This is a genomic window from Burkholderia sp. B10 (genome assembly GCF_004368385.1).
Taxonomy (GTDB): Bacteria; Pseudomonadota; Gammaproteobacteria; order Burkholderiales; family Burkholderiaceae; genus Burkholderia; species Burkholderia vietnamiensis.
In genome coordinates, this window is the sequence record NZ_PQMX01000092.1 from 1 (window position 1) to 20,928 (window position 20,928).

At 71.9% G+C, this 20,928-nt stretch carries 7 protein-coding genes; 4 read left to right on the forward strand and 3 right to left on the reverse strand.

Annotated elements, in window-relative coordinates; all coding sequences use genetic code 11:
• Positions 1-197: 197 nt before the first annotated feature.
• The 4 genes from sctQ (at position 198) to C3Y15_RS28275 (ending at position 16,570) form a co-directional block, all read left to right on the forward strand.
• Entirely contained in the window at positions 198-1,370 is a 1,173-nt protein-coding gene (gene sctQ, locus C3Y15_RS28260; protein ID WP_059668635.1) for a type III secretion system cytoplasmic ring protein SctQ, read from the forward strand.
• Between the two features lie 3 nt (positions 1,371-1,373).
• Positions 1,374-2,048 carry a type III secretion system export apparatus subunit SctR gene (sctR, locus tag C3Y15_RS28265; protein ID WP_011882597.1) on the forward strand — a complete coding sequence of 225 codons (675 nt, stop codon included), beginning with the start codon at positions 1,374-1,376 and terminating at the stop codon, positions 2,046-2,048.
• Entirely contained in the window at positions 2,045-2,839 is a 795-nt protein-coding gene (locus tag C3Y15_RS28270; protein ID WP_014725395.1) for a lytic transglycosylase domain-containing protein, read from the forward strand. The genes sctR and C3Y15_RS28270 overlap by 4 nt, the downstream gene beginning before the upstream one ends.
• Before the next feature lie 249 nt (positions 2,840-3,088).
• Positions 3,089-16,570: an LWXIA domain-containing protein gene (locus C3Y15_RS28275; protein ID WP_069246448.1), complete on the forward strand. Its 13,482-nt coding sequence runs from the start codon at positions 3,089-3,091 to the stop codon at positions 16,568-16,570.
• A gap of 96 nt (positions 16,571-16,666) precedes the next feature.
• Here C3Y15_RS28275 and asnB read toward each other — a convergent pair whose 3' ends face one another.
• From asnB to sctT, 3 genes are all read right to left on the reverse strand, one after another.
• The gene (gene asnB / locus C3Y15_RS28280) at positions 16,667-18,634 is read right to left on the reverse strand and encodes an asparagine synthase (glutamine-hydrolyzing) (RefSeq protein ID WP_059475276.1); all 1,968 of its coding nucleotides are present in this window, start codon (positions 18,632-18,634) and stop codon (positions 16,667-16,669) included.
• Positions 18,635-18,900: 266 nt separating this feature from the next.
• Complete coding sequence (locus C3Y15_RS28285) at positions 18,901-19,929, reverse strand: EscU/YscU/HrcU family type III secretion system export apparatus switch protein (RefSeq protein ID WP_011882601.1); 1,029 nt, start codon at positions 19,927-19,929, stop codon at positions 18,901-18,903.
• Positions 19,930-19,954: 25 nt separating this feature from the next.
• Positions 19,955-20,764 (reverse strand): type III secretion system export apparatus subunit SctT, encoded by an 810-nt coding sequence (sctT, locus tag C3Y15_RS28290; RefSeq protein WP_011882602.1) that lies wholly within the window; start codon positions 20,762-20,764, stop codon positions 19,955-19,957.
• Between the last annotated feature and the right edge of the window lie 164 nt (positions 20,765-20,928).

Genomic DNA, 20,928 nt, shown 5'->3' on the forward strand with positions numbered 1-20,928 from the left:
CCCTTCACCCGCCCCCACGCCCCCGACACGCTTCGTAGCTCGCCACCACGAGCCGCGCCGCGTGCCGTCTGCGACTACGGATTCCGGCGCCGCACGCGGCCGGCACCGTCCCTACAATCGACGCAGCAGCCGCGCGCCCCCCGCGCCGCCGGCCACCACAACCCGTCGACCATCGCCGAATCCGCCCCGATCCCGCCGTGCCTGCGCTGCCTTTGACGAATGCCGACACCGGCGACGCCGCGAACCAAGCGCCCGCCGCCGCTCCGGCCGCCGCGCAGACCGCCGCCGCCGTGCCGCCCGCGCCGGTCGCGGTCCCGCTCGACGCGTCGCCGTACCTGCCGCGTCTGTCCGCGGCCGCCGCGCGCGGGCTGTCGCATGCATACGGCGCGCCGGCCGCCGTGCCGGTCACGCTCGGCGAGCACGCGTACGAGGTGCGCTGGCGCGTCGCCGCCGAGCCGGTTGCCGATGCCCATGCATACCGGTTCGTTGTCGGCCCGGCCACGGGCACGCTGTGGCTTGATCCGCTCGCCGAAACCGAATGGCTCGGCGATGCCGCCGACCCGGACGTGCCGGCCGTGATCCGAGCGGCGTTGCTGGCCGATCTCGCGGCGCCGCTCGCGGCCGTGCTGCAGGCCGCGACGCGGCAGCGCGTCGAATTGCTGCCGCCGCCCGCGAGCGTGCCCGCATGGCGCACCGCGCCGGCCGCGCTGCGCTTCGAGCTGCGCCGCGCCGACGGCGCGTGGCGCTGCCACGGCGCGCTGCTGTTCGACGCGCCCGACGCGCTCGCGGTGTTCTTCGCGCAACCGGCGCCCGCGCGGCCGGCCCCGCACGCGGCCTATGCGAGCCTGCCGGTGCCGCTCGTGTTCGAGATCGGCCGCACCGAACTGACGACGGCCGAGCTGGCCGACGTCGTCGGCGGCGACATCATCGCGATCGAGCGCTGGCGCGCGCACGAGCAGAACCTGCTGTGCGTCGCGCGCGTGCCGGCCACGCCGGCGTGGGAGATCACCGGACGGCCGTCCGGCACCCGGCTGACCGTCGAACGAATCAGGGAGATGCCTTTGGAACCGACCCGCACCGACACCCCGCCCGCGACCGCGCACGACGCACCGCCGGACGACGCACCGCGCTCGCTCGACGGCCTCGCGGTCGACCTGCGCTTCGAGCTGCCGCCGACGTCGATCCCGCTCGGCGAACTCGGCGCGCTGCAACCCGGCGCGGTGATCGAACTGCAGCAAGGCATCAACCAGAGCGTGATCCATCTGGTCGCGAACGGCATGCTGATCGGCACCGGGCATCTGATCGCGGTCGGCCAGAAGCTCGGCGTGCGCGTCGTCACGCTGACGCAGCCGGCCCCGCGCGAGCGTTGAGCGATGGGCAATCTGCCGAATCCGGTCGCGCTGATCGCGGTGATCGCCGCGCTCGGCATCGCACCGTTCGCCGCGCTGATGGTGACGAGCTACACGAAGCTCGTGGTCGTGCTCGGCCTGCTGCGCTCCGCGCTCGGCATCCAGCAGGTGCCGCCGAACCTCGTGCTGAACGGCATCGCGCTGATCCTGTCGCTGTTCATCATGGCGCCGGTCGGGATGTCGATCCGCGACGCGCTGCAGGCGCGCCACTTCGACGCGGCGGGGCAGTTGTCGACCGCGGACATCGGCGTGCTCGCCGACGCCGCGCTGCCGCCGATCAAGGATTTCCTGGTCTCGCACACGCGCCAGCGCGACCGTGAATTCTTCGTGCGCACCGCGACGTCGGTGTGGCCGAAGAACCGCGCCGACGGCATCAAGGACGACGACCTGCTCGTGCTGGTGCCGAGCTTCACGCTCGCCGAGCTGACCAAGGCGTTCCAGATCGGCTTCGTGATCTATATCGTGTTCATCGTCGTCGACCTGCTGGTCGCGAACATCCTGCTCGCGCTCGGGATGCAGATGATCTCGCCGACGACGATCTCGGTGCCGTTCAAGCTGCTGCTGTTCGTCGCGCTCGACGGCTGGTCGCTGCTCGTGCACGGGCTCGTGCTGTCGTACCGCGTAGCGGGGGCGGGATGAACGCGCGCGCGCTGCGCTGCGTCGCCGCGGGCCTGTACGCGCTGGCCGCGCTGATGCTCGCGTGCTCGGGCCTGAACGTGCGCGACGCGCGCGCGGCCGGCAGCGCCGCGGCCTTCACGCAACTCGCGCGCGCGTGCGCGCCGAACGTCGATCCCGACACGCTCGCCGCGCTGGTGCGGACCGAATCCGGCTTCAATCCGTATGCGATCGGCGTGGTCGGCGGCCATCTGACGCGCCAGCCGGCGTCGCTCGACGAGGCGCGCGCGACCGCGAGCGAGCTGGCCGCGCGCGGCTTCAGCTACAGCGTCGGGCTCGCGCAGGTGAACGAGCGCAACTTCGCGAAGTACGGGCTCGACGACGCGACGATGTTCGAACCGTGCCGCAACCTGCGCGCGGGCGGCGCGATCCTGACCGAGTGCTTCGCGCGCTCGTCGAACACCGGCCGCTCGCCGCAGGCCGCGTTGCGCGCGGCGCTGTCCTGCTACTACAGCGGCAACTTCACGACCGGCTTCTCGAGCGGCTACGTGAGCCGCGTCGTCGCCAGCGCACAGCGCAATGCGCGCGAGGGCGGCGTCGAGCCGATCCCGGTCGTGCGCGACGTGCCGCCGCCGGCGCGGCAGCGGCGCATGGACGCGGTCGCGACCACGCCACCCGAGCGCGCGCGACGGCTGCCCTCGGCGGCGGCGGCGGCGGACGCGCCGTCGTGCCATGCGCGCCCCGTCGTGATGATGTGTCGCGGCTTGCCGGCCAGCCAGGCGAAGCGGCTGTGCGTGCGGTGCCTCGACCAGTGACGGGCTGAGCGCGCGTCGGCGCATCGCCGGATGCGGGCCGTTTTCAGGGGTCGAACGACGCTGCCGCGCCGCACCGCCGCAGCCCGCGCCGCTCTCGTAGCGCGTGCGGCGCCGTCGCGCCGCGCGCCTCGCCGCGCTACGAAACAGCCGTGCGCCCGCCGCGATGCGCGTCCGTACACTCGAACGATCGCGGCGCGGCGTGTGGCGCGCCGTGCGCGCCGCGCATCGCGCGGCTCAACGGAGACGAGCATGCTGTCGATCGACGGACTGGGACTGGGTGTCAACTGGCAGCGCTTCCTGTCGGAAACGCTGAATCCGGTCGTCGCGCCGCCGCCCCCGCCGCCGAAGCAGGACGATCCGGCAGCCGGCCCCGCGAACCCGACCGTGACGCCGCCGATCCCAGTCACCGCGTCGCTGGGCACCGACCCGGCCAAGCCGACCAACGCGGAAATCCAGTCGGCCACGTCGCTGATCCAGAGCATGGCCGCGCAGTACACGGCGCCGCCGCCCGACATCACGGTGGAGAACGACAAGACGACCGCCGTGCAGAAGGCGATCCAGGGCGCGCAGACCAAGTACGACAACGCGTCGCAGGCGCTGCAAGGCGCGCAGAACGTGCTGCACCTGGCGAACCGCGACCCGGAGTCGACGCCCGCCGAGCGCAAGAGCGCGCAGGCCGACTATGCGAAGGCGCGCGCGGCCGCCGACGACGCGCAGCGCGAGCTGAACGTGACGACCGACGCCGGCTACATGATCCTGTACGGCGAGCAGGCGAACGCCGACATGCCGGCCGGGATGAAGCTCGACGATTCCGGCAAGGTGACGGACCCCGGCGACGCGCAGCACGCGGCCGACCAGCAGCTCAAGACGCTGATCGCGGCATTCCCCGATCACCCGGACGATCCGAACTGGGCGCCGCAGGCAAGCGACTGCAAGAACCCGCTGCAGATCCGGCTTTATGACGACTGGCAGAAGGCGCAGGCGCATGCGTCGGCCGGCTCGGCGAAGTTTTTCGCGGACGTCGCGAACTCCAATCTCGCGTACGCGCAATTCCAGTCGTACCTCGCCGATCCCGACTACAAGGCGGCGCTCGATGCGGGCGTCGGCCGGCTCAACGATGCGTTGCAGCCGCTCGACCTGCAGGTGTCGATGCCCGACGCGCCGGATTCCGCGGATGCGGCGCAGACGACCGTCACGGCCGCGGCCAAGGACGCGAACTACGCGAATGCCGCACTCGCGGCGGCAAACGACAACGTGACGCTCGCCCAGGCGCAGCAGCAGTCCGATGCCGACAACGGCAAGGAAGGGCCGACGGTGATCGTGCCCGACGCGATCGCCAAGGACAAGACGGCGCTCGCTCATGCGCAGGTCACGGCGGGCACGAGCAGCAGCTATCTGCAGATGCTGGCCGCGCAGCAGCAGGCCGACACGTTGCAGGCGAACTACCACGGCAAGCTCGCTCGCCTGTCCGACGATCCGAGCGAGCCGTACCAGCAGCTGCAGCTCGCGAAGCAGCAGGCCGGCATCGCGCACGACGCGTTCGTGGTCGCGTACGGCGCCTCACTCGCGCAGCAGTACGACGACCAGGCCGCGCAGATCGAGGCGAGCGTCAAGCCGCCCGCGCGTCCCTCGCCGTTCAACACGGCGAACCCGTCGCAGCTGTTCGCGCCGCCGCCGTGGAACACGACGGGCACCTCAGCGAACGGCACCCCCGCGAACGCGGCGCCGCTGTTTTCGTCGCCGTTGCCGAAGACGAACGCCGCAGGCGCGCCGAACGCCAACGGCGCGCCGAACGGCAGCCAGCCGTTGTGGAACACGTCGCCGTTGCTGAACGGCCCGCTGTCGTTCGCGCCGGCGGATGCGGCGGCGAACCCGGCCACGCCGTCCGGCCCGACGCTGCTCGACGCGAAACGCCTGCGCGTCACCGCGGGCGCCATCCGCGCCGCCGGCAACCGGCTGTCGAATCTGGTCAACGAGCGTGCGACCGGCGCGGCGCTCACCGAAGCGCGCAACCAGCAAGCGCAGAAGCACGCGACGCTCGCGACGATCCAGCAGCAATACGACGACTGGCAGGCCTCGCATCCGGCGCCGACGCGCTTCCGGCAGCTCGCCGACGGCGACATCCTGCCCGCGTATACGCCGCCGCTGCCGAACCCGAACCAGACCCAGCTCGATCAGGCGAAGAAGGATGCGCAGAACGCCGACAACGCCGTGCAGCGGCTGCAGTTGCTGAGCGAGTCGGCCCACCAGCAGGTGCTGCTGGACCAGTTCGACGCGGGACTCGAAGAGCGGCTGCGCTATGCCGATCCGAATTCCGACGCGTACAAGGACTACCAGAGCGCGCAGCACGATTTCTACGAGGCACACCGCAGCGAATTGTCGAACACGCTGCTCGACGCGGCGAGCGCGAGCACCGGCAAAGGCGCGACCATCGACTTCGGCAAGCTGAGCGACACGCAGCAGCGCAATCTGATCGGCGTCGCGCTCGGCATGGCGCCGGACGTCGGCGGCGACGCGTCGTCGAACACGTCCATCGCGACCGACACGCAGACGCATTTCACCAACAAGGACAAGCTGTCGACGATCGACAGCGTGCGCGACCAGCTGCTGAAAGTCGGCGGCGGCGCGACGACGCAGGTCAGCGTGCTGCCGATGGTGTATGCGGCGAAGGATGCCGGCATGACCACCAGCGCGCTGTTCAAGGTCAGCGGCAAGGACGGCACGCAGTACGTCGACGAGACGGCGAGCACCTACGACGACATCAACGACTACATCGACAACAACGAGCTGTCGAAGGACGGCACCGTCGACATCGCGACCGGCCACAACGCGGACGGCACGCTGCAGCTCGTCTCGAAGGCCGCGCACCACGAGAGCGGCTTCGACAGCTTCATGAACACGCTGACCAGCACCGGCCTGAACATCGGCATGATGGTCGGCGGGATGGCGCTCGAAGGCCTCGGCACGCTGCTCGACGGCACCGTCGTCGGCGCGGTCGTCGGCGTGCCCCTGAACCTGCTCGGCGCGGGGATGATGTACACCGCGATCGGCGCGACGGTGACGAGCGCCGGGCTCGATCTGGCCAACCGCGCCGACCACGGCCGCAGCATCAATCCGTTCACCGACGCGGGTGCGCGGATGGACTTCATCAATCTCGTGCCGATGGGCGCCGCGGGCGCCGCGAAGCTGGCCGGCGCCAAGCTGTTCACGCGCACCGTGACGGCGCTCACGCGCACGCCGAAAGTCGCGTCGGTGCTCGCCGGCGGCACGAAGGCCACCGCGGTCGTGACCGGTCTGGGCGCCGGCTTCGAGGCGTTCGGCGAAGCCGGCTACGACTACTTCGTCACCGGCGACAAGAAGGCCGCCGGCGAGGAGCTCAAGTCGGGGCTGACGAACGTCGCGCTGATGGCCGCGGGCGGCCTCAAGGAGCGCGTGGTCACGTCGGTGCGCACGGGCACCGGCAGGCCGATACCGATCCGCGGTGCGGACGGCAAGACCGTCAGCGTGGACAGTCAGACGATCGGCCGGATCCTCAACAAGGGCGACGACGCGTCGCTCGCGGCCGGCCGCACGCGCGTGACGCTCGACGGCGAGGCCGTCACCGTGTCGCCGGACGGCACGCTGCGCGTCGGCGACAAGATCCTGACCTACGAAGACCAGCCGATTCGCGTGCTCGACCGCACGTCGCGCAACGCGTTGCCCGCAGGCAAATTCGTCGTGCTCGGCGAAGACGGCAAGCTGTCGGTCGTCTCCGCCTCCGACAAGAGCTGGACCAACGGCACGCGGATCGACTCGGTGACCGACACCGGCGAGCGGCTGTCGTTCGGCGACGGCGGCGGCATGAGCACGACGCCGAAGGTCGTGGCGAGAACACCGCTCGAACTGCTCGACCGCACGCTGCAGCAGGCGCGCGACGAATACGCGGCCGCCCGCGACGAACAGGCGCCGCGCAGCCTCGCGCAAGCGGCCGAGCAAGGCGAGACGGCCAGCGCCGCGAACGACGCGCGCAGCACGCGGCGCACGAGCCAGGAACGCGCGCGCGTCGACGCGCAGCGCGACGAGGCCGCGGCCGAGCATGCGACCGACGCGAACCTCGACCGGCGCAGCGCCGACGCCCAGGCGCTGCGCTACCGGCCGCTCGACGCCGACGCGTCGCCCGGCGCGAGCGCGCGCACGACGCCTGCCGCGGCACGCCCGCGTATCGACGTCCGGGTCGTCGACCTGACCGGCGCGAAGCCCGCCGCCCGCGCGGCGACGGCCGATCCGGCCGGCATCTCGGTGCCGCGCGGGCCGAGCGCGGAACCGCTCGAGGTCGGCGGCCGCACGCTCTACATCGTGCGCGACGGCGACGCGCCGCATAGCGCGTCGCCCGCCGCCGCGCGCACGCCGAACCTCGACGAACCGATCGTCGTGATCGCCGGCGAGCACGACGCGCAACTCGCACCCGAGCTCGCGAACCGCTGGGACAAGCCCGTCTATGCGGCGACGCCCGAGGCGCTCGACGCCGACGGTCAGCTGCGCGCCGACGCGCGCACGCTGCGTTTCGACCCGGCGCCCGACGGCGTCGCGCTCGCGGGCGACGCCGAAGCGGCACCGCACGCGTCGCCCGCCCGCGCGCCAGGCGACGCGCCGGTGATCGTGCTCGCCGGCAAGCGCGGGCCGAACGAGCCGGCGCTGCCGCGTCCCGCCGCGACGCCGCGGCCGCTGAAGGCGCTCGACGGCCGCTTCAGCGCGCCGAACCGCGTGCTGGTGCTGGTCAAGTCCGAGCGCAGCGCCGCGCCCGAGCGTGCGCCGGCACACGGCGAGACCGCGCCGCCGCGCGAGCGCGCAGGCGGCGGCGCCGCGCGGCCCGTGTCACACCACGACGTCGCCCTCGCCTACGATGCCGACCTGGTGGCCGCGCATCCGGAGATCACCGAAGCCGCGCCGCCCGAAGCGGCCGCGTCCGGCCCCGGCTGGTTCACGCGGATGCAGATGCGTTTCGGCGGTGCGCCGGTGCCCGACACCGTGCTGGCGCTCGCCTCGCAGTCGGCGACGCTCGTCACGCAGCTGCGCATGCTGAGCGACGGCGGCTGGCGCGTGAAGGTCGGCAAGCGCGGCGGCGGGAGCCACATCGATGTGCGCAAGCGCGTGATGACGATCGACGGCGCGCTTCAGGAACCGGGCAGCATCACCTACACGCTCGCGAGCGAGGCGCGCCAGGCGGTCGAGGCGATGGCCGGCGCGCTGGACCTCGACTACGGCAGCCGCAGCCGCTTCACGCGCAAGGCGCTCGAAGCGGAGGCGCGCGCGCAGATCAACGCGTTCGAGGCGCGCTACGAGATCGCGCTGTCGACCGGCGTCGACATCGCCGAACACGCGCAGCTGCCCGATGCGATCGCGCGCGAAGGCGTCGACTGGCACGGGCCGACGAGCGATTACACGGGCACGGTCGCGCGGCTCGCCGAAAACTTCGCCGATGCGCCGGTGGCCGCTCGCGACGCGCAGACCTATAGCGAGTTCTACGACGACGTGTGGGCGCGCCAGAAGCGCCGCGGCGGCGTCCCGCGCCGGATGCCCGCGCCGCGGATGCAGCCCGCCGACGGCCAGGACGGCACCGCGCCGGCCGGCCGGCAGCAGCTCGACGCGCGCACCGCGTGGAGCTACGCGCACGCCGTGCTCGAGTCGCCGTTCGGCGAGCGCCCGGCGCCCGATGCCGCCACGTTGCAGGCGCGCCGCGACGGCCACATGTCGACGTTCGCCGACGGCGACGTGCTGGTGCTGCATGCGGACACGCTGCCCGACGGCACGCTGCTCGTCGACGGCAAGCCGGTGAGCGCGCACGAATACGCGCTCGCGATGGCGCCGTGGCCCACGCTCAGGCAGGCGGACACGATCGTGCTGTCCGCCGGGCAAGGCGGCTACGAAGCGGCCGCGCGGCTCGCGAACGTGTGGCAGCGCGCCGTCTACGCGCCGCCCGAGCATGCGGTCGGCGCCGACGCGACGGTGCACGACACGCGCATGTTCCACCGCTTCGATCCCGCGCCCGCCGCGCCGCACGCGCTCGGCGAACTCGCGGCCGACGCCGACGGCGTGCATCTGGCCGGCGATCCGGCCAGCCGGATCGACATCGACGGCAACGTCGGCGAACTGCTCGGCGCCGGCGCGCGCAAGACGGCGTTCGCACTCGGCGACGACGCCGCGCTCGCCACCGTCGACCGCAGCCCGAAGCCGCCCGGCGCACCGCAGGAACCGCTGACGCCCGAAGCGCAGCGCGCCGCCGACGAGCAGCTCGTGCGCGACGAGCAACGCGCGCTCGCACAGCTGGAACAGTGGGGCATCCGCACCGTTCGGCTGGACGGCCCGTTCCGCGCGCTCGGCGACCGCGTCTCCGCGCTGTCGCTCCCGCTCGGCGTGTTCCACAGCGACGAATTCGCGAGCGGCCGCCTGCCGCCCGCGGTGGCGCGCGCGGCCATCCAGAACGTGTTGAAGACGCGCGAGGTGCTCGAGCAACACGAGGTCGGCTTCGACCTGCAAGGCATCTTCACGCGCTCGGGCGATTTTCTGGTCTGCGATCCCGGCCCGATCCTGAACACCTACGCGGCGCACACGCTGTCGCTGTCGCGCCTGTTTGAGATCGAGAAAGGCATTCACCGCTGGATCGAGCAGCACGGCGTCGACGCGCTCGATTCGGCGCTCGATCCGGCCCGCGACCCGACGCCGCTGGCCGACGATGCGTTCGTGCAGAAGCCGTCGGTGATCACGCGCGTGCGCATGCGGGTGGGCGGCGCGCCGCTGCCGGCCGAGGTCAGCGCGCTCGCGCAGCGCTCCGGCACGCTCGCGGCGCAACTGCGCATGCTCGACGCGAACGGCTGGCGCGTGCGCGTCGGCAAGCGCGGCGGCGGCAGCCGGATCGACACGAAGCACCGGCGCGTGACGATCGACGGCGCAGCGGCCGGCCCCGGCTGGATGACCTACGTGCTCGCGCACGAAACGCAGCATGCGGTCGACGCGATCGAGGGCACGCTCGGCCTCGACTACAGCGGCCGCGGCCGCTTCACGCGCACGGCGCTCGAAGCCGAGGCGCGCGCGCAGCTCAACGCATTCGAGGCCCGCTACGAGATCCGGATGGCGAGCGGCATCGACATCGCCGCGAACGTGCGGCTGCCCGACGCGCTGCAGGCGGAAGCCGACGCATGGCCGGCCGCGCGCGGCGACGCCGGCGCGCTCGCACGGCTCGCCGACGCGTTCGCCGAGGCACCGGTGTCGGGCGCGCGCGGCAAGACCTACACGGAGTTTTACGGCGACGCGTACGATCGCGGCCCCGGCCGGCGCGCGCGCGCGATGCCGGCGCCCGAGACGCGCGCCGCGCACGACGGCGATGGCGAGCGCGACGCGCCGACGACGATGCGCGAGATCCAGGCGCAGCGCGCGGCATGGTCGCAGGCGCATGCGGAACGCGACGCGTCGCCGTTCGGCGCGAGCGGAGCGCCGCCGGTCGACACGCTCGCGCTGCTGCGCGACGGCCGCGTGCTGCTCGACATGGGCCAGCGCATCGCGATCGTGCCGGCCGACACGCTGCGCGACGGCACGCTGCTCGGCCCCGACGGGCAGCCGGTCGGTCCGCACGAGTTCACGCTGCTCAACGCGCCGCCGTCCGATTACGGCTACACGACGATCCTGGCGGCGCGGCATGCGAACGAAGGCGGCGCCGCGCAGCTCGCGAACCTGTGGCAGCGCGCGATCTACACCGTCCATCCCGACGCGATCGGCGCGGACGGTATGCCGACCGACCTGTCGGCAATGAACCGCTACGTGCCGGCGAGCTATCGCCAGCCGTCGCTCGGCGAGCTGTCGGTCGACGGCGCGCACGGCACGCTCCATCTCGACGGCGCGCCCGGTCGGCCGGTCGATCCGGCCGATTACCTCGGGCCGGTGCTCGGCTCGGGCGCGTACAAGACGGTGTTCGACGGCGGCGCCGGCCAGGCGCTCGGCGTCTACCGCGACGGCTCGATCGACGGCCTCGCCGATGCGTACGAAGCGGTCGAGCTCGAGCAAGGCGGGCTCAAGACGCTGAGCGAGGTCTACGAGCTGCCGACCAGCACCACCGACGGGCCGTTCTCGGTCGTGAACCGCGTGGGCGTCGTGCTGAAGCCGTCCGCGCAGTTGAGCAGCGTCGACGTCGAGTTCGACATCGGCCTGCCGGCCGTGGTGTCGAGCCGCGGCCTGACGGATCTCGCCCGCATCCGTCGCGTCACGCAGGACCACCATCTGCTGTACGACTTCCAGGTGCTGTTCGGCCGCAACGGCGACGTGATGCTGCACGATCCCGGCGAAGTGCTGCCGCACGGCGATCCGCACGGCACCGTGCTCGCGCGGATCGACGAAGTCGCCGCGAAGATCCACTCCGGGCTCAGGCACGGCCGCATCAAGCTCGCGCATCCCGCGTTCGACGAGGCCGGCGCGTATGCGCCGCGCCGCGGCGCGATCGCGCACGTCGTCATGACCTTCCGCGGCATCGTGCTGAGGATGCAGGCCCACGCGCTGGCGCGCCGCTCGCCGACGCTGCGCGCGCAGCTGCGGCTCGCGCGCGCCGACGGCTGGAAGGTGAAGCTCGGCGCGCCCGGCGGCGGTCAGTATGTCGATGCGGCGCGACGCAGGATCGTGCTCGACGGCAACACGCGCCGCGCCGGCACGCTGGTGTTCGCGCTCGCGCATGAAGCGCAGCACAGCGTCGACCTCGCCACCGACACGCTCGGCCTCGACCGCAGCAGCCCCGACGCGTACGTGAAAAGCCTGCTGCTCGCCGAAGCGCGTGCGCAGCTCAACGCGTATCGCGTGCGCGCCGAAATCCTCGCGGCGGGCGGCCCCGACGTCGCCGCGCACGTGCAGCTGCCGGCGACGCTCGCGCGCGCGGCGGAACACGCGTTTGCCAGCGGCGAGCCGGCCGCGCTCGATGCGCTCGCCGACGCGTTCGGCGAGATCCGCACGTCGCTGCCCGGCACGCCGACCTATCGCGCGCTGTACGGCGAGCAGGCGCGCACCGAGCTCGCGGGCGAGCCGGCGCCGCTGACGCTGGCGGCCCCGGCCACGGGACGCGGCGGCGGGCGGCGCGGCGGCGCCCGGTCGGGCCGCAACGCGCTCGACAGCGCCGAGATGACGCGTGCGCGCGCGTGGCTCGACGCGCGCGGGATGCGCACGCTCAAGCGCGTCGACGGCGCCGATGCGGCGTCGCTGCGCGCGCTCGTGCGCCAGACCGGCACCGATACCGTGCTGCTGATCACGCGCGCCGGCAAGATCACGCCCGCGGCGGTGCCCGAGGTGGTCGCGACCGCACGGATCGATGCGAACGGCGCCATCGCGCAACCGAAGTTCGTCGGCGGCAAGCTCACGCCCGACGAGCAGCAATCGCTCGCGGCCGCGCTCGATCCCGCCCACGACGCGGCCGACCCCGCGCAAGCCGCGGCCGCGCGCGCGGGCTTCGCGTTCCATGCGTCGCCGGTGTCGCTCAAGCAGCTGCAGGCGCTCGGCGGGATGGCGAAGATCGAGTACGCAGGCGACGGCAAGGTCGTCGAATTCACGCGGCGCGGCCGCGTGAGCAGCCGCTACGTCGATGCGATCGGCGCGCTCGCCGATGCGAAGCACTATCGCAGCGCGCACAAGGCGCTCGGCGCGGCCGGCCGGACCGACACCATCTACGCGATCGACCGCACGACGGGCGAGCTGCGCGGCCATGCGACCTACGATGCCGCGAGCGGTTCGTGGAACTACCACGAGAAGGCGCCGCTGGCGCAGACGCGCATCGGCGAGCGGCCGCTGCGCGACGCCTATCCGCGCCGCGCGCAGGTGCGCGTGCGGCCGCACGGCAAACCGCACGGCGTGCCGCTCACGCGGGCGCGCCGGCATGGCGTGTCGTTCGTGGTCAGCAGCATCGATCCGGCCATGCTCGAACAGGTCGGCAATCGCTTCGATGCGCCGAAGCCGCCGAAGGCCGACAAGCCGGACAGGCTGCCGCGGCCCGGGCTGCGCTACCTCGGCCAGCTCGGCATCACCAAGACGCTTAACGCGCCGCGCCGCGTCGCGCTGTTGACGCGCAACCGCACCGCGGCGCTGCTCGGCCGCGCCCGCACGGGCGCCGCGCTGCCTGCTGCCGGGGCGGCGGCGGCGAGCGTGCCGCTGTTCGACCGGAACCTGCTGCCGTCGGGCAAGCACGCGGCGCTGGATTTCAGCGGCCACAATGCGGTGCATCTGCTGAGTGCGGCCGAGTTCGGCGCGCTCGATGCGGGCAAGCATCACATCTACGTGTACGACACGAGCGACCCGCTCACCCACCGGCTCGACACGCCGCAGGGCGTGCTGGTGCCGGACGCGAAGGGCAAGCTGACGTGGCACGACTGGCAGAATCCGGGCGCGCCCGGCGTGCCGCTCGAATCGTCGCCGATCGGCGCGGGGCCTTACGGCGCCGACACCCATCTGCTGCTCACCGAGCTGACGCCGGCCGAACTCGCGGACCACGCGCGCGGCACGCGCCTTGCCGCGCTGAACCGGCGCGTCGAGTATCTGGACGGGATCGCGAAGGACACGTCGCCGAGCACCTTCGCGTCGCTGCGCAACTGGGCAAGCGACGCGGCCCGCGAAACGCGCAGCGCACGCAAGGCGCTGAAGAAGGAAATCAAGGCCGCGACCAAGGCCGCGAAGCGCCAGGGGCTGCCCGAGCCGGCCTATCCGGAGCTCAAGCTGCGCCCGTACCAGCCGTCGCTCGTCAGCACGACGCTGGTCGAATGGAAGCGCCTGTATGGCGACGGCAACGTGCCCGACCTGTTCGCGCACCTCGAGCGGATCGACGCGCTCGCGAAGCACGAGCGCGATTCGCGCCTGCCGCCGCTCGAGCTGACCGACGCGACGGCCACGACGCCGCCGCCCGCGACGATGGCCGATGCCGCCGCATGGCGCGGCACCGGCCTGCCGTTGTACGTGGCGCGCGACTGGTCGGGCGGCGGCGCGCGCTACGCGCCGGTGCCGTTCTCCAGGCGTGCGCAGCGCGGCCTCAGCACGGCCGCCGCCACCGACCGCGCGCTGCGGCGCGCCGTGCTCGGCGCCGGCGACGCGGTGCGCAACCGCCTCGTGCCGATGAGCCGTGCGTACCGGCTGTCCGACGATCCGGCCGAATTCGTCGCGCAGACGCGTCGCCACGGCGGCGTCATGCCGGTCGTGACGATCCCGATCGATCCGCACACGCTGAACGCGACGCGCGGCGCGAAGCACGACCTGGAATTCGTCGGCGACGTGAAGTCGATCGGCGACCAGCGCAAGGCGAAGATCGACTACTGGGAAGGCACCATCACCGGCGAGAACGGCAAGGTCATGCACCTCGACGACCTGACCCGCGAGAACCTGCACCGCTGGCTCGACGCGGCGTCGGAGGCCGGCTTCCTGCTGCGCCTCGAGATGGCGCCCGCGCGCGCGCTCGTGTCGGCCGCCGACTACCGGCACCTCGCGGGCACCAACGACGGCTATCACCATCACGCACGCCTCGGCGCGCTGCTCGAATCGTGGGCCGCCGAGCACGAGGGCGAACCCGCGCCGCACGTGATGGTCACGTTCCACGGCTGGGACGCGGTGCCGGAGCCGGTGCCGGGCGCCGGGCACCTCGAGCTGCTCGACTCGCTGCTCGATCGCCCCACGCTCGAATGGGTGCACGTCGGCCTGTCGTATGCGACGCACGGCGCCGACTTCATCGCGAACCAGGAGCTGACGACCGCGCTGGCGAAGCGGCTCGTCGAGCGCGCCGTGGACGAATACGCGCAGCCCGACGGCCTCGACGCACCGCGCAGCAAGCTCGCGCGGCTGCACGGCACGGACGCGCTGACGCGCGTGTTCGAGCGCGTCGACCGCGACACGCTGGCCGACCAGCACCAGATGCTGCTGGCCGAGATCGAGCGGATCGGCCGCGAAAAGGGCCTCACGCCCGCGCAGATCGCCGAATTGCGCCAGCGCCTGTACGAAGGCAACACGACGCGCCTGCTGCATCGCGCGCGCTATGCGACGGCGAAGTTCGCGACCGACGCGTGGCACGCCGACCCGAGCCATGCGCCGTCCGAGAAGTCGCGCGAGCGCAAGTTCAACGAGGCCTGGCTGAAGGACGTCGGCGCCCGGCTGCGCGCGCCGCAGCAGGATACGACGCTGGTCGACGGCAGCACCGTCGCGGCGGGGCTCGAACCGTGGCGCGAAGTGGTCCGACGGCCGGCGCTGATGGTCGACGCGTCGCTGCCGGTCAGCGAGAGCCGCCTGATCAGCGCGCAGGCGGCCGACTACGTGAAGCCGGGCGATCCGCTCGCCGCCTTCGCGGAACTCAATGCGCTGCGCCTGCAGCAGATGGAACGCTCGTGGTCGGTGCTCAGCTGGAAGAACGTGCTGTCGGGGCTGGTCGGGATCGGCGCCGGCATCGCCGTCCACCATATCGGCCTGACGCCGACCGACTACAAGCAGGCGGCCAACGCGACCTTCGTCGGCGTGCGGACCGGCCGCCTCGTGCAGGCGCTGCATCAGGACACGCTGCGCGCGCTGCAAAGCGGCGATCCGCGGCTGTTCAACCACGTGATCGATCGCTTCATCAACGGGCTCAACAACCAGTTGTCGGCGCACCGGATGGACGAGGCGCAACGTCGCGCGTCGCTGGTGCGGCTGGCCGGCGAAGGCCGCGCGAAGATCAACCTGCAGCTCGAACTGCACGGCCGCAACGCGCTGTCCGCCGACAAGACGGTCGAGTACACGAAGCTGCTCGCGAACGACATGATCCAGCAGATGCAGGGCGTGCTGGCCGGCACGTCGATCCAGCAGTTGCACCACGGCAATCCGCGCCGCTTCCTCGGCAAGGTGGGCCGCACGGCCGCGATCGCGGGTTATGCGAGCCTCGGCGAGATGTCGCTGCATACGCTGCTGCAGGATCCGTCGCTGGTGCCGCTGCTGGGCACCACCGGCGCGGTGCTGGGCCTCACCTACACCGGCCTCGTGCAGGCCAGCGCGTTCACCCACCTGAGCATCGAACGGCGCAGCCGCTTCGTGCGCTTCATCGACACCGCGTCCGACCTCGCGAGCATCGCCGGCGGCTATATCGCGCCGTTCGTGGGCGCGGCCGCGACGATCCACACCAACCTGCCGACGGCGATCGCGTCGCTCAGCTCGGCCACGCTGCTCGCGCTCGCCCGCGCCGACACGCATTTCCCGAACCTGACCAAGCGCGTCACCGGCAAGATGCCGACGATCCTGCTGCTCGCGCCGATCGGGATCTACGTCGGCAACTGGGTTTATACGGCGGTCAGTGGCGGCAGCAGCAGCGGCAACGGCAGTAACAACGGCAACAACAACACGTCGCCGTCGAACGGCACCACGCACCACGGCAGCGCGCCTTCCGCGCCTGGCCTGCCTTCCGCGCCGGCCGTGCCGCCCCTGCCGCCATCGGGCACGCACGCGCACGTCGCGCCCGCGGCGCCGCCCACGACACCGACGACGCCGCAGACGCCGGCCGCCGCGCAGCCGTACATCGTCGTCGCCGGCGATTCGCTGTGGGTGATCGCCGACCGGCATCGGCAGTCGCTGCTCGAGGCCGCGCACGTGTCGCGCGCCGATCAGCAAGGGTTGACGCGCGACCAGCAGGACGCGCGCGCGCTGACCGAAATCCTGCAGCTCAATCCGTCGGTCGCCGGCGATCCGAACCAGTTGTCGGTCGGTACGCCGCTGAACATCGGTTGAGCGGCGTGGGAGTGTGAGCCTCGAACGGCCTGAACCGGCAAGGACGGGGGCCGCTCGCGGGCCTCCGCGTGTTGCGCATCGCGTTTCACCCGGCCGTCACACCGCGCGCTGTCCCTCGAGCCACGCCTGGAACATCAGCACCGTCCACAGCTGATGCTGCCAGTTCATCCGGCCCGTCAGATGCTGGCGCCACAGCCGCTCGACCGCCGCCGCGTCGAAGAAGCCTTCGGCGCGCAACCGCGACGGCTCCAGCAAGGCTTCGGCCCAGTCGCGCAGCGCGCCGCGCAGCCAGTGATCGACCGGCGCGCAGAAGCCCTGCTTCGGCCGGTCGATCAGCGCGCGCGGCACGTACTGATCGAGCAGCCGGCGCAGCAGCGCCTTCGGCTGCCCCTGCGGCAGCCGCACCGCGGCCGGCAGCCGCCACGCGAATTCGACGACGTGATGATCGAGGAACGGCATGCGCGTCTCGAGGCCGACGGCCATCGCCGCGCGGTCGACCTTCGCGAGAATGTCGGTCGGCAGGTACGTGAGCGTGTCGATCGCCATCGCCTGCTCGGCGAAGCTCAGATGCGCGGGCCACGCGGACACCGTGTCGAGCGGCGTCGGCGGCTCCTGGCCGGCGAGCGCGAGGCGCTCGGGATGATGGACCGACGACATCAGCAGCCGGTACAGCCCGATGCGGCTCTCGGCCGTCATCACGTGGCCGAGCTTGTGCAGCCGGTCGCCGATGCGCGACGCGCCGTCGCGCGCGTCCACGCCGCCCCAGGCGCCCTGCGCGACGGCCGCGAGCTGGTCCGCGTGGTCGGGCCGCAGCGCGTGCAGCGCGGCCGCGATCCGCGCGCGCACCGCGGCCGGCACGCGATGCAGCTTGCGCCACAGGCGCGGCGTGAGGAAGTAGCGCGTATAGCCGCCGAACAGCTCGTCGCCGCCGTCGCCGGACAGGCTCACCTTGACGTGCCGGCGCGTCAGCTCGGACACGAGAAAGGTCGGGATCTGCGAGGCATCGGAGAACGGCTCGTCGTAGATCGACGGCAGCTTCGGCACGACGGCGAGCGCATGGTCGGCCGTCACGTAGAGCTCGGTGTGGCGCGTGCCGAGGTGGCGCGCGACCGCCTTCGCATAGCCGGCCTCGTCGTAGCCGGCCTCGTGAAAGCCGATCGTGAACGTGTCGACCGGCTTGGCCGACTGCGCCTGCATCAGCGCGACGATCGCCGACGAATCGATGCCGCCCGACAGGAATGCGCCGAGCGGCACGTCGGCCTCCATCTGGCGCGCGACGGCCTGGCGCAGCACGGCGTCGAGCTGGCCGACGGCGTCGTCGGCGTTGCCGTCGAACGGCCGCTCGCGGCCGGCTTCGATCGCCTGCTCGAGCGCCCAGTACGCGCGCACGCGCGGCGTGTCGCGCGCATGCTCGAACTGGATGAAGGTGCCGGGCGGCAGCTTGCTGATGCCGCGATAGATCGTATGCGGCGCGGGCACGCTCGACTGGCGCAGGTACAGGCACAGCGCGTCGCGATCGACCGCGCCGTCGAAGCCCGGATAGCCACGCAGCGCCTTGAGCTCGGACGCGAACACCAGCGCGTCGCCGATCCGGCCGTAGTACAGCGGCTTCTCGCCGATCCGGTCGCGCGCGAGGGTCAGCACCCGCGACGCGCGGTTCCACAGCGCGAAGGCGAACATGCCGGTCGCGCGCCGCAGCGTCGCGTCGACGCCCCACGCGGCGATCGCCGCGACCAGCACTTCGCTGTCCGAGCGGCCGCGCCACGCGGGGGCGCGCCCCGTGCGTTCGAGTTCCGCGCGCAGTTCGCGATGGTTGTAGATTTCGCCGTTGAAGACGAGGACGTAACGGCCGCACGCGGAGGCCATCGGCTGCCGGCCCTGCACCGACAGATCGACGATCGCGAGCCGCCGGTGGCCGAGCGCGATGCCGGCCTCCGGATCGACCCACATGCCCTGCCCGTCAGGCCCGCGATGCGCGAGGCTCGCCGTCATGCGCGCAAGCGTGCCGCGCGCTGTCTCCTCATCGAAGGCGACGCTATTCAGAAAGCCGTCGATTCCGCACATTGGTTTGTCTGCCCCTGTTGACCCGATCCGGCAACGGCGGCGCGACTTCGCGGCCCGCCGCCCGGTTGACGGTCGAGCCATCTTACGAAGAAATAAATCAGCAACAATTCCCGCGCGAAACGGTGCTGCTACCGAAAAAAAACGGCGTCAAGCGGCTGCCGCACCGTGCGCGAAAATGGGCGCGGAGATTCGCACCGCGTGTGCTGCGCGCGCGGGATGCGACCCTGCATTCGATGATGGATTCGTTCGCATGAGCCGCGCATCCACTACGCGCCGGTCGCCCATTTGAGCAACTGCGCGACCTCGCGGAAATGCTGCTGCTGGATCGTGCCGTTCTCCGGCGTGGTTTCGTACAGCGCATGCGCGAGCCCGACGTTCGCGAGCGTCGGGCGCAGCGCGTCGCGCGCGAGCCGCACGATCCGCTCGGCCGCCTCGCCTTCGCCGCGCGCGAGCACCCACGGCAGCGAGCCGATCCCGCCGTAATAGAGCGCGACCGCGACGCGCGGCGAATAGACGACCACCGACGCGTAACCGATGCGGTCCGGCAGCGCCGCGAACTGCGCTTCGCGCGCGAGCTGCCGGCGCTTCGCCGCGATATGCGGATCGCCTTCGTCCTCCTTGTGCTCGCGCCGCACCTCGTCGATCGACATCTTCATCTTCTGGTTGAACTCGTGCCGCTGATGCACGATGTCGATCAGCGCCATCACGACGTAGATCAGCGCGGCCCAGCCGAACAGCAGCATCAGGAGCTTCACGATCAGCGCGAGGATCGACACCGGCCGCGTGAAGCCCGCCTGCACCGACGGATCGAGCGACTCGACGATCAGCCAGCCGAGCGTGGCGACCAGCAGCACGGTCTTCAGCAGCATCTTCGCGAGGTTCACGAGGTTGCGCATCGACCACATGTTCTTCAGCCCCTCGGCCGGATTGAGCCGCGACAGCTGCGGCACGAGGCGGCTCCATGCCATCACGCCGCCGACCTGCACGAAGCCCGCGAGCAGGCCGGCGAGCAGCCCCGCCGCGACGATCTGCGCCGACAGCAGCGCCCAGTCGCGCGCGGCGCCGTCCACCAGCACCGCGAGCCGCGCGGCCGGGTCGGCCGCGCCGGCCGCATCGAACACCAGCCGGAACAGCGCCTGCAGCCGCGCGAACAGCGTGCCGAGGCCGACCGCGAGCGCGACGCACACGCCGACGAAGAACGCCGACGACACCGTCTCCGCGCTCTTCGGCACGTCGCCTTTTTCGCGCGCCTCGCGCAGGCGCTTCGCGGTCGGCTGCTGGTTCTTTTCGGCCATCGTCGCTCCGTCGCCGCGCCGGCCGTCACGCGCCGCCGTGCGCGGCGAACAGCGCGCGCAGCAGCGCCATCAAGCCGCTGTCGGGGCTCAGCAGCGCATGCAGCGACGCGTACACGACGGGCAGGAACAGCACCATCATCAGCACCGCGAGCGCGCTCTTGAGCGGCTGCGAGAACACGAAGACATTCAGCTGCGGCACCGCGCGCCCGACCAGCCCGATGCCGAGCTCGACCAGTACCAGCACGATGATCACCGGCGCGGCGAGCTTCACCATCCATTCGAAGATCGTGTCGGTCTGCCGCACGACGAAGGTCTGCAGCATCGACGAGAGATCCGGGCCGAACGAGCCGATCGGCCACCACGCATACGACTGCGCGAACAGCTGCACGAGCACCTGCAGGCCGCCCGCCGTGACGAACAGCGCGAGCGCGACGAAATTGAGGAAGCCGGAGGTCGGGCCGCCTTCGTGGCCGCCCATCGGATCGAAGAACGCGGCGCTGCCGCTGCCCGTCTGGAAGTCGATCAGGAAGCCGACGCCCTGGATCGCGAACAGCACCGCGCTGAACGCGCCCGCGAGCAGCAGGCCGACCACCGCCTCCTTCGCGACGAGCAGGCACCACATGAGAAACGGCAGCGACGCGACCTGTGCCGGATCGATCGCCGGCGCGACGAACGCCGCGATCACGACGGCGATCCCGTTGCGCACGAGGCCCGTGATGATCTGCTCGTTGAACACCGGCACGATCAGCATGATCGGCAACAGGCGCGGCATTACGTAAAGCAGCGGACGCAGCGTGCCGGCGATGTCGTTGAAGTTCGTCGCTTGATCTAGCATCGGCGCTCCGTGGGCACGGGCACGGGTGCGGGCGCTGTGTCGTCGAAGTGCGGAGATGGGTGGGCGGAGGCAGCTGCCGTATCTGCGGCATCGCTCGTATTGTCTGCATTGTCTGCGTTGTCTGTGCTGGCTGCATCGGCTGCGCTGGCTGCATTGGCTACATC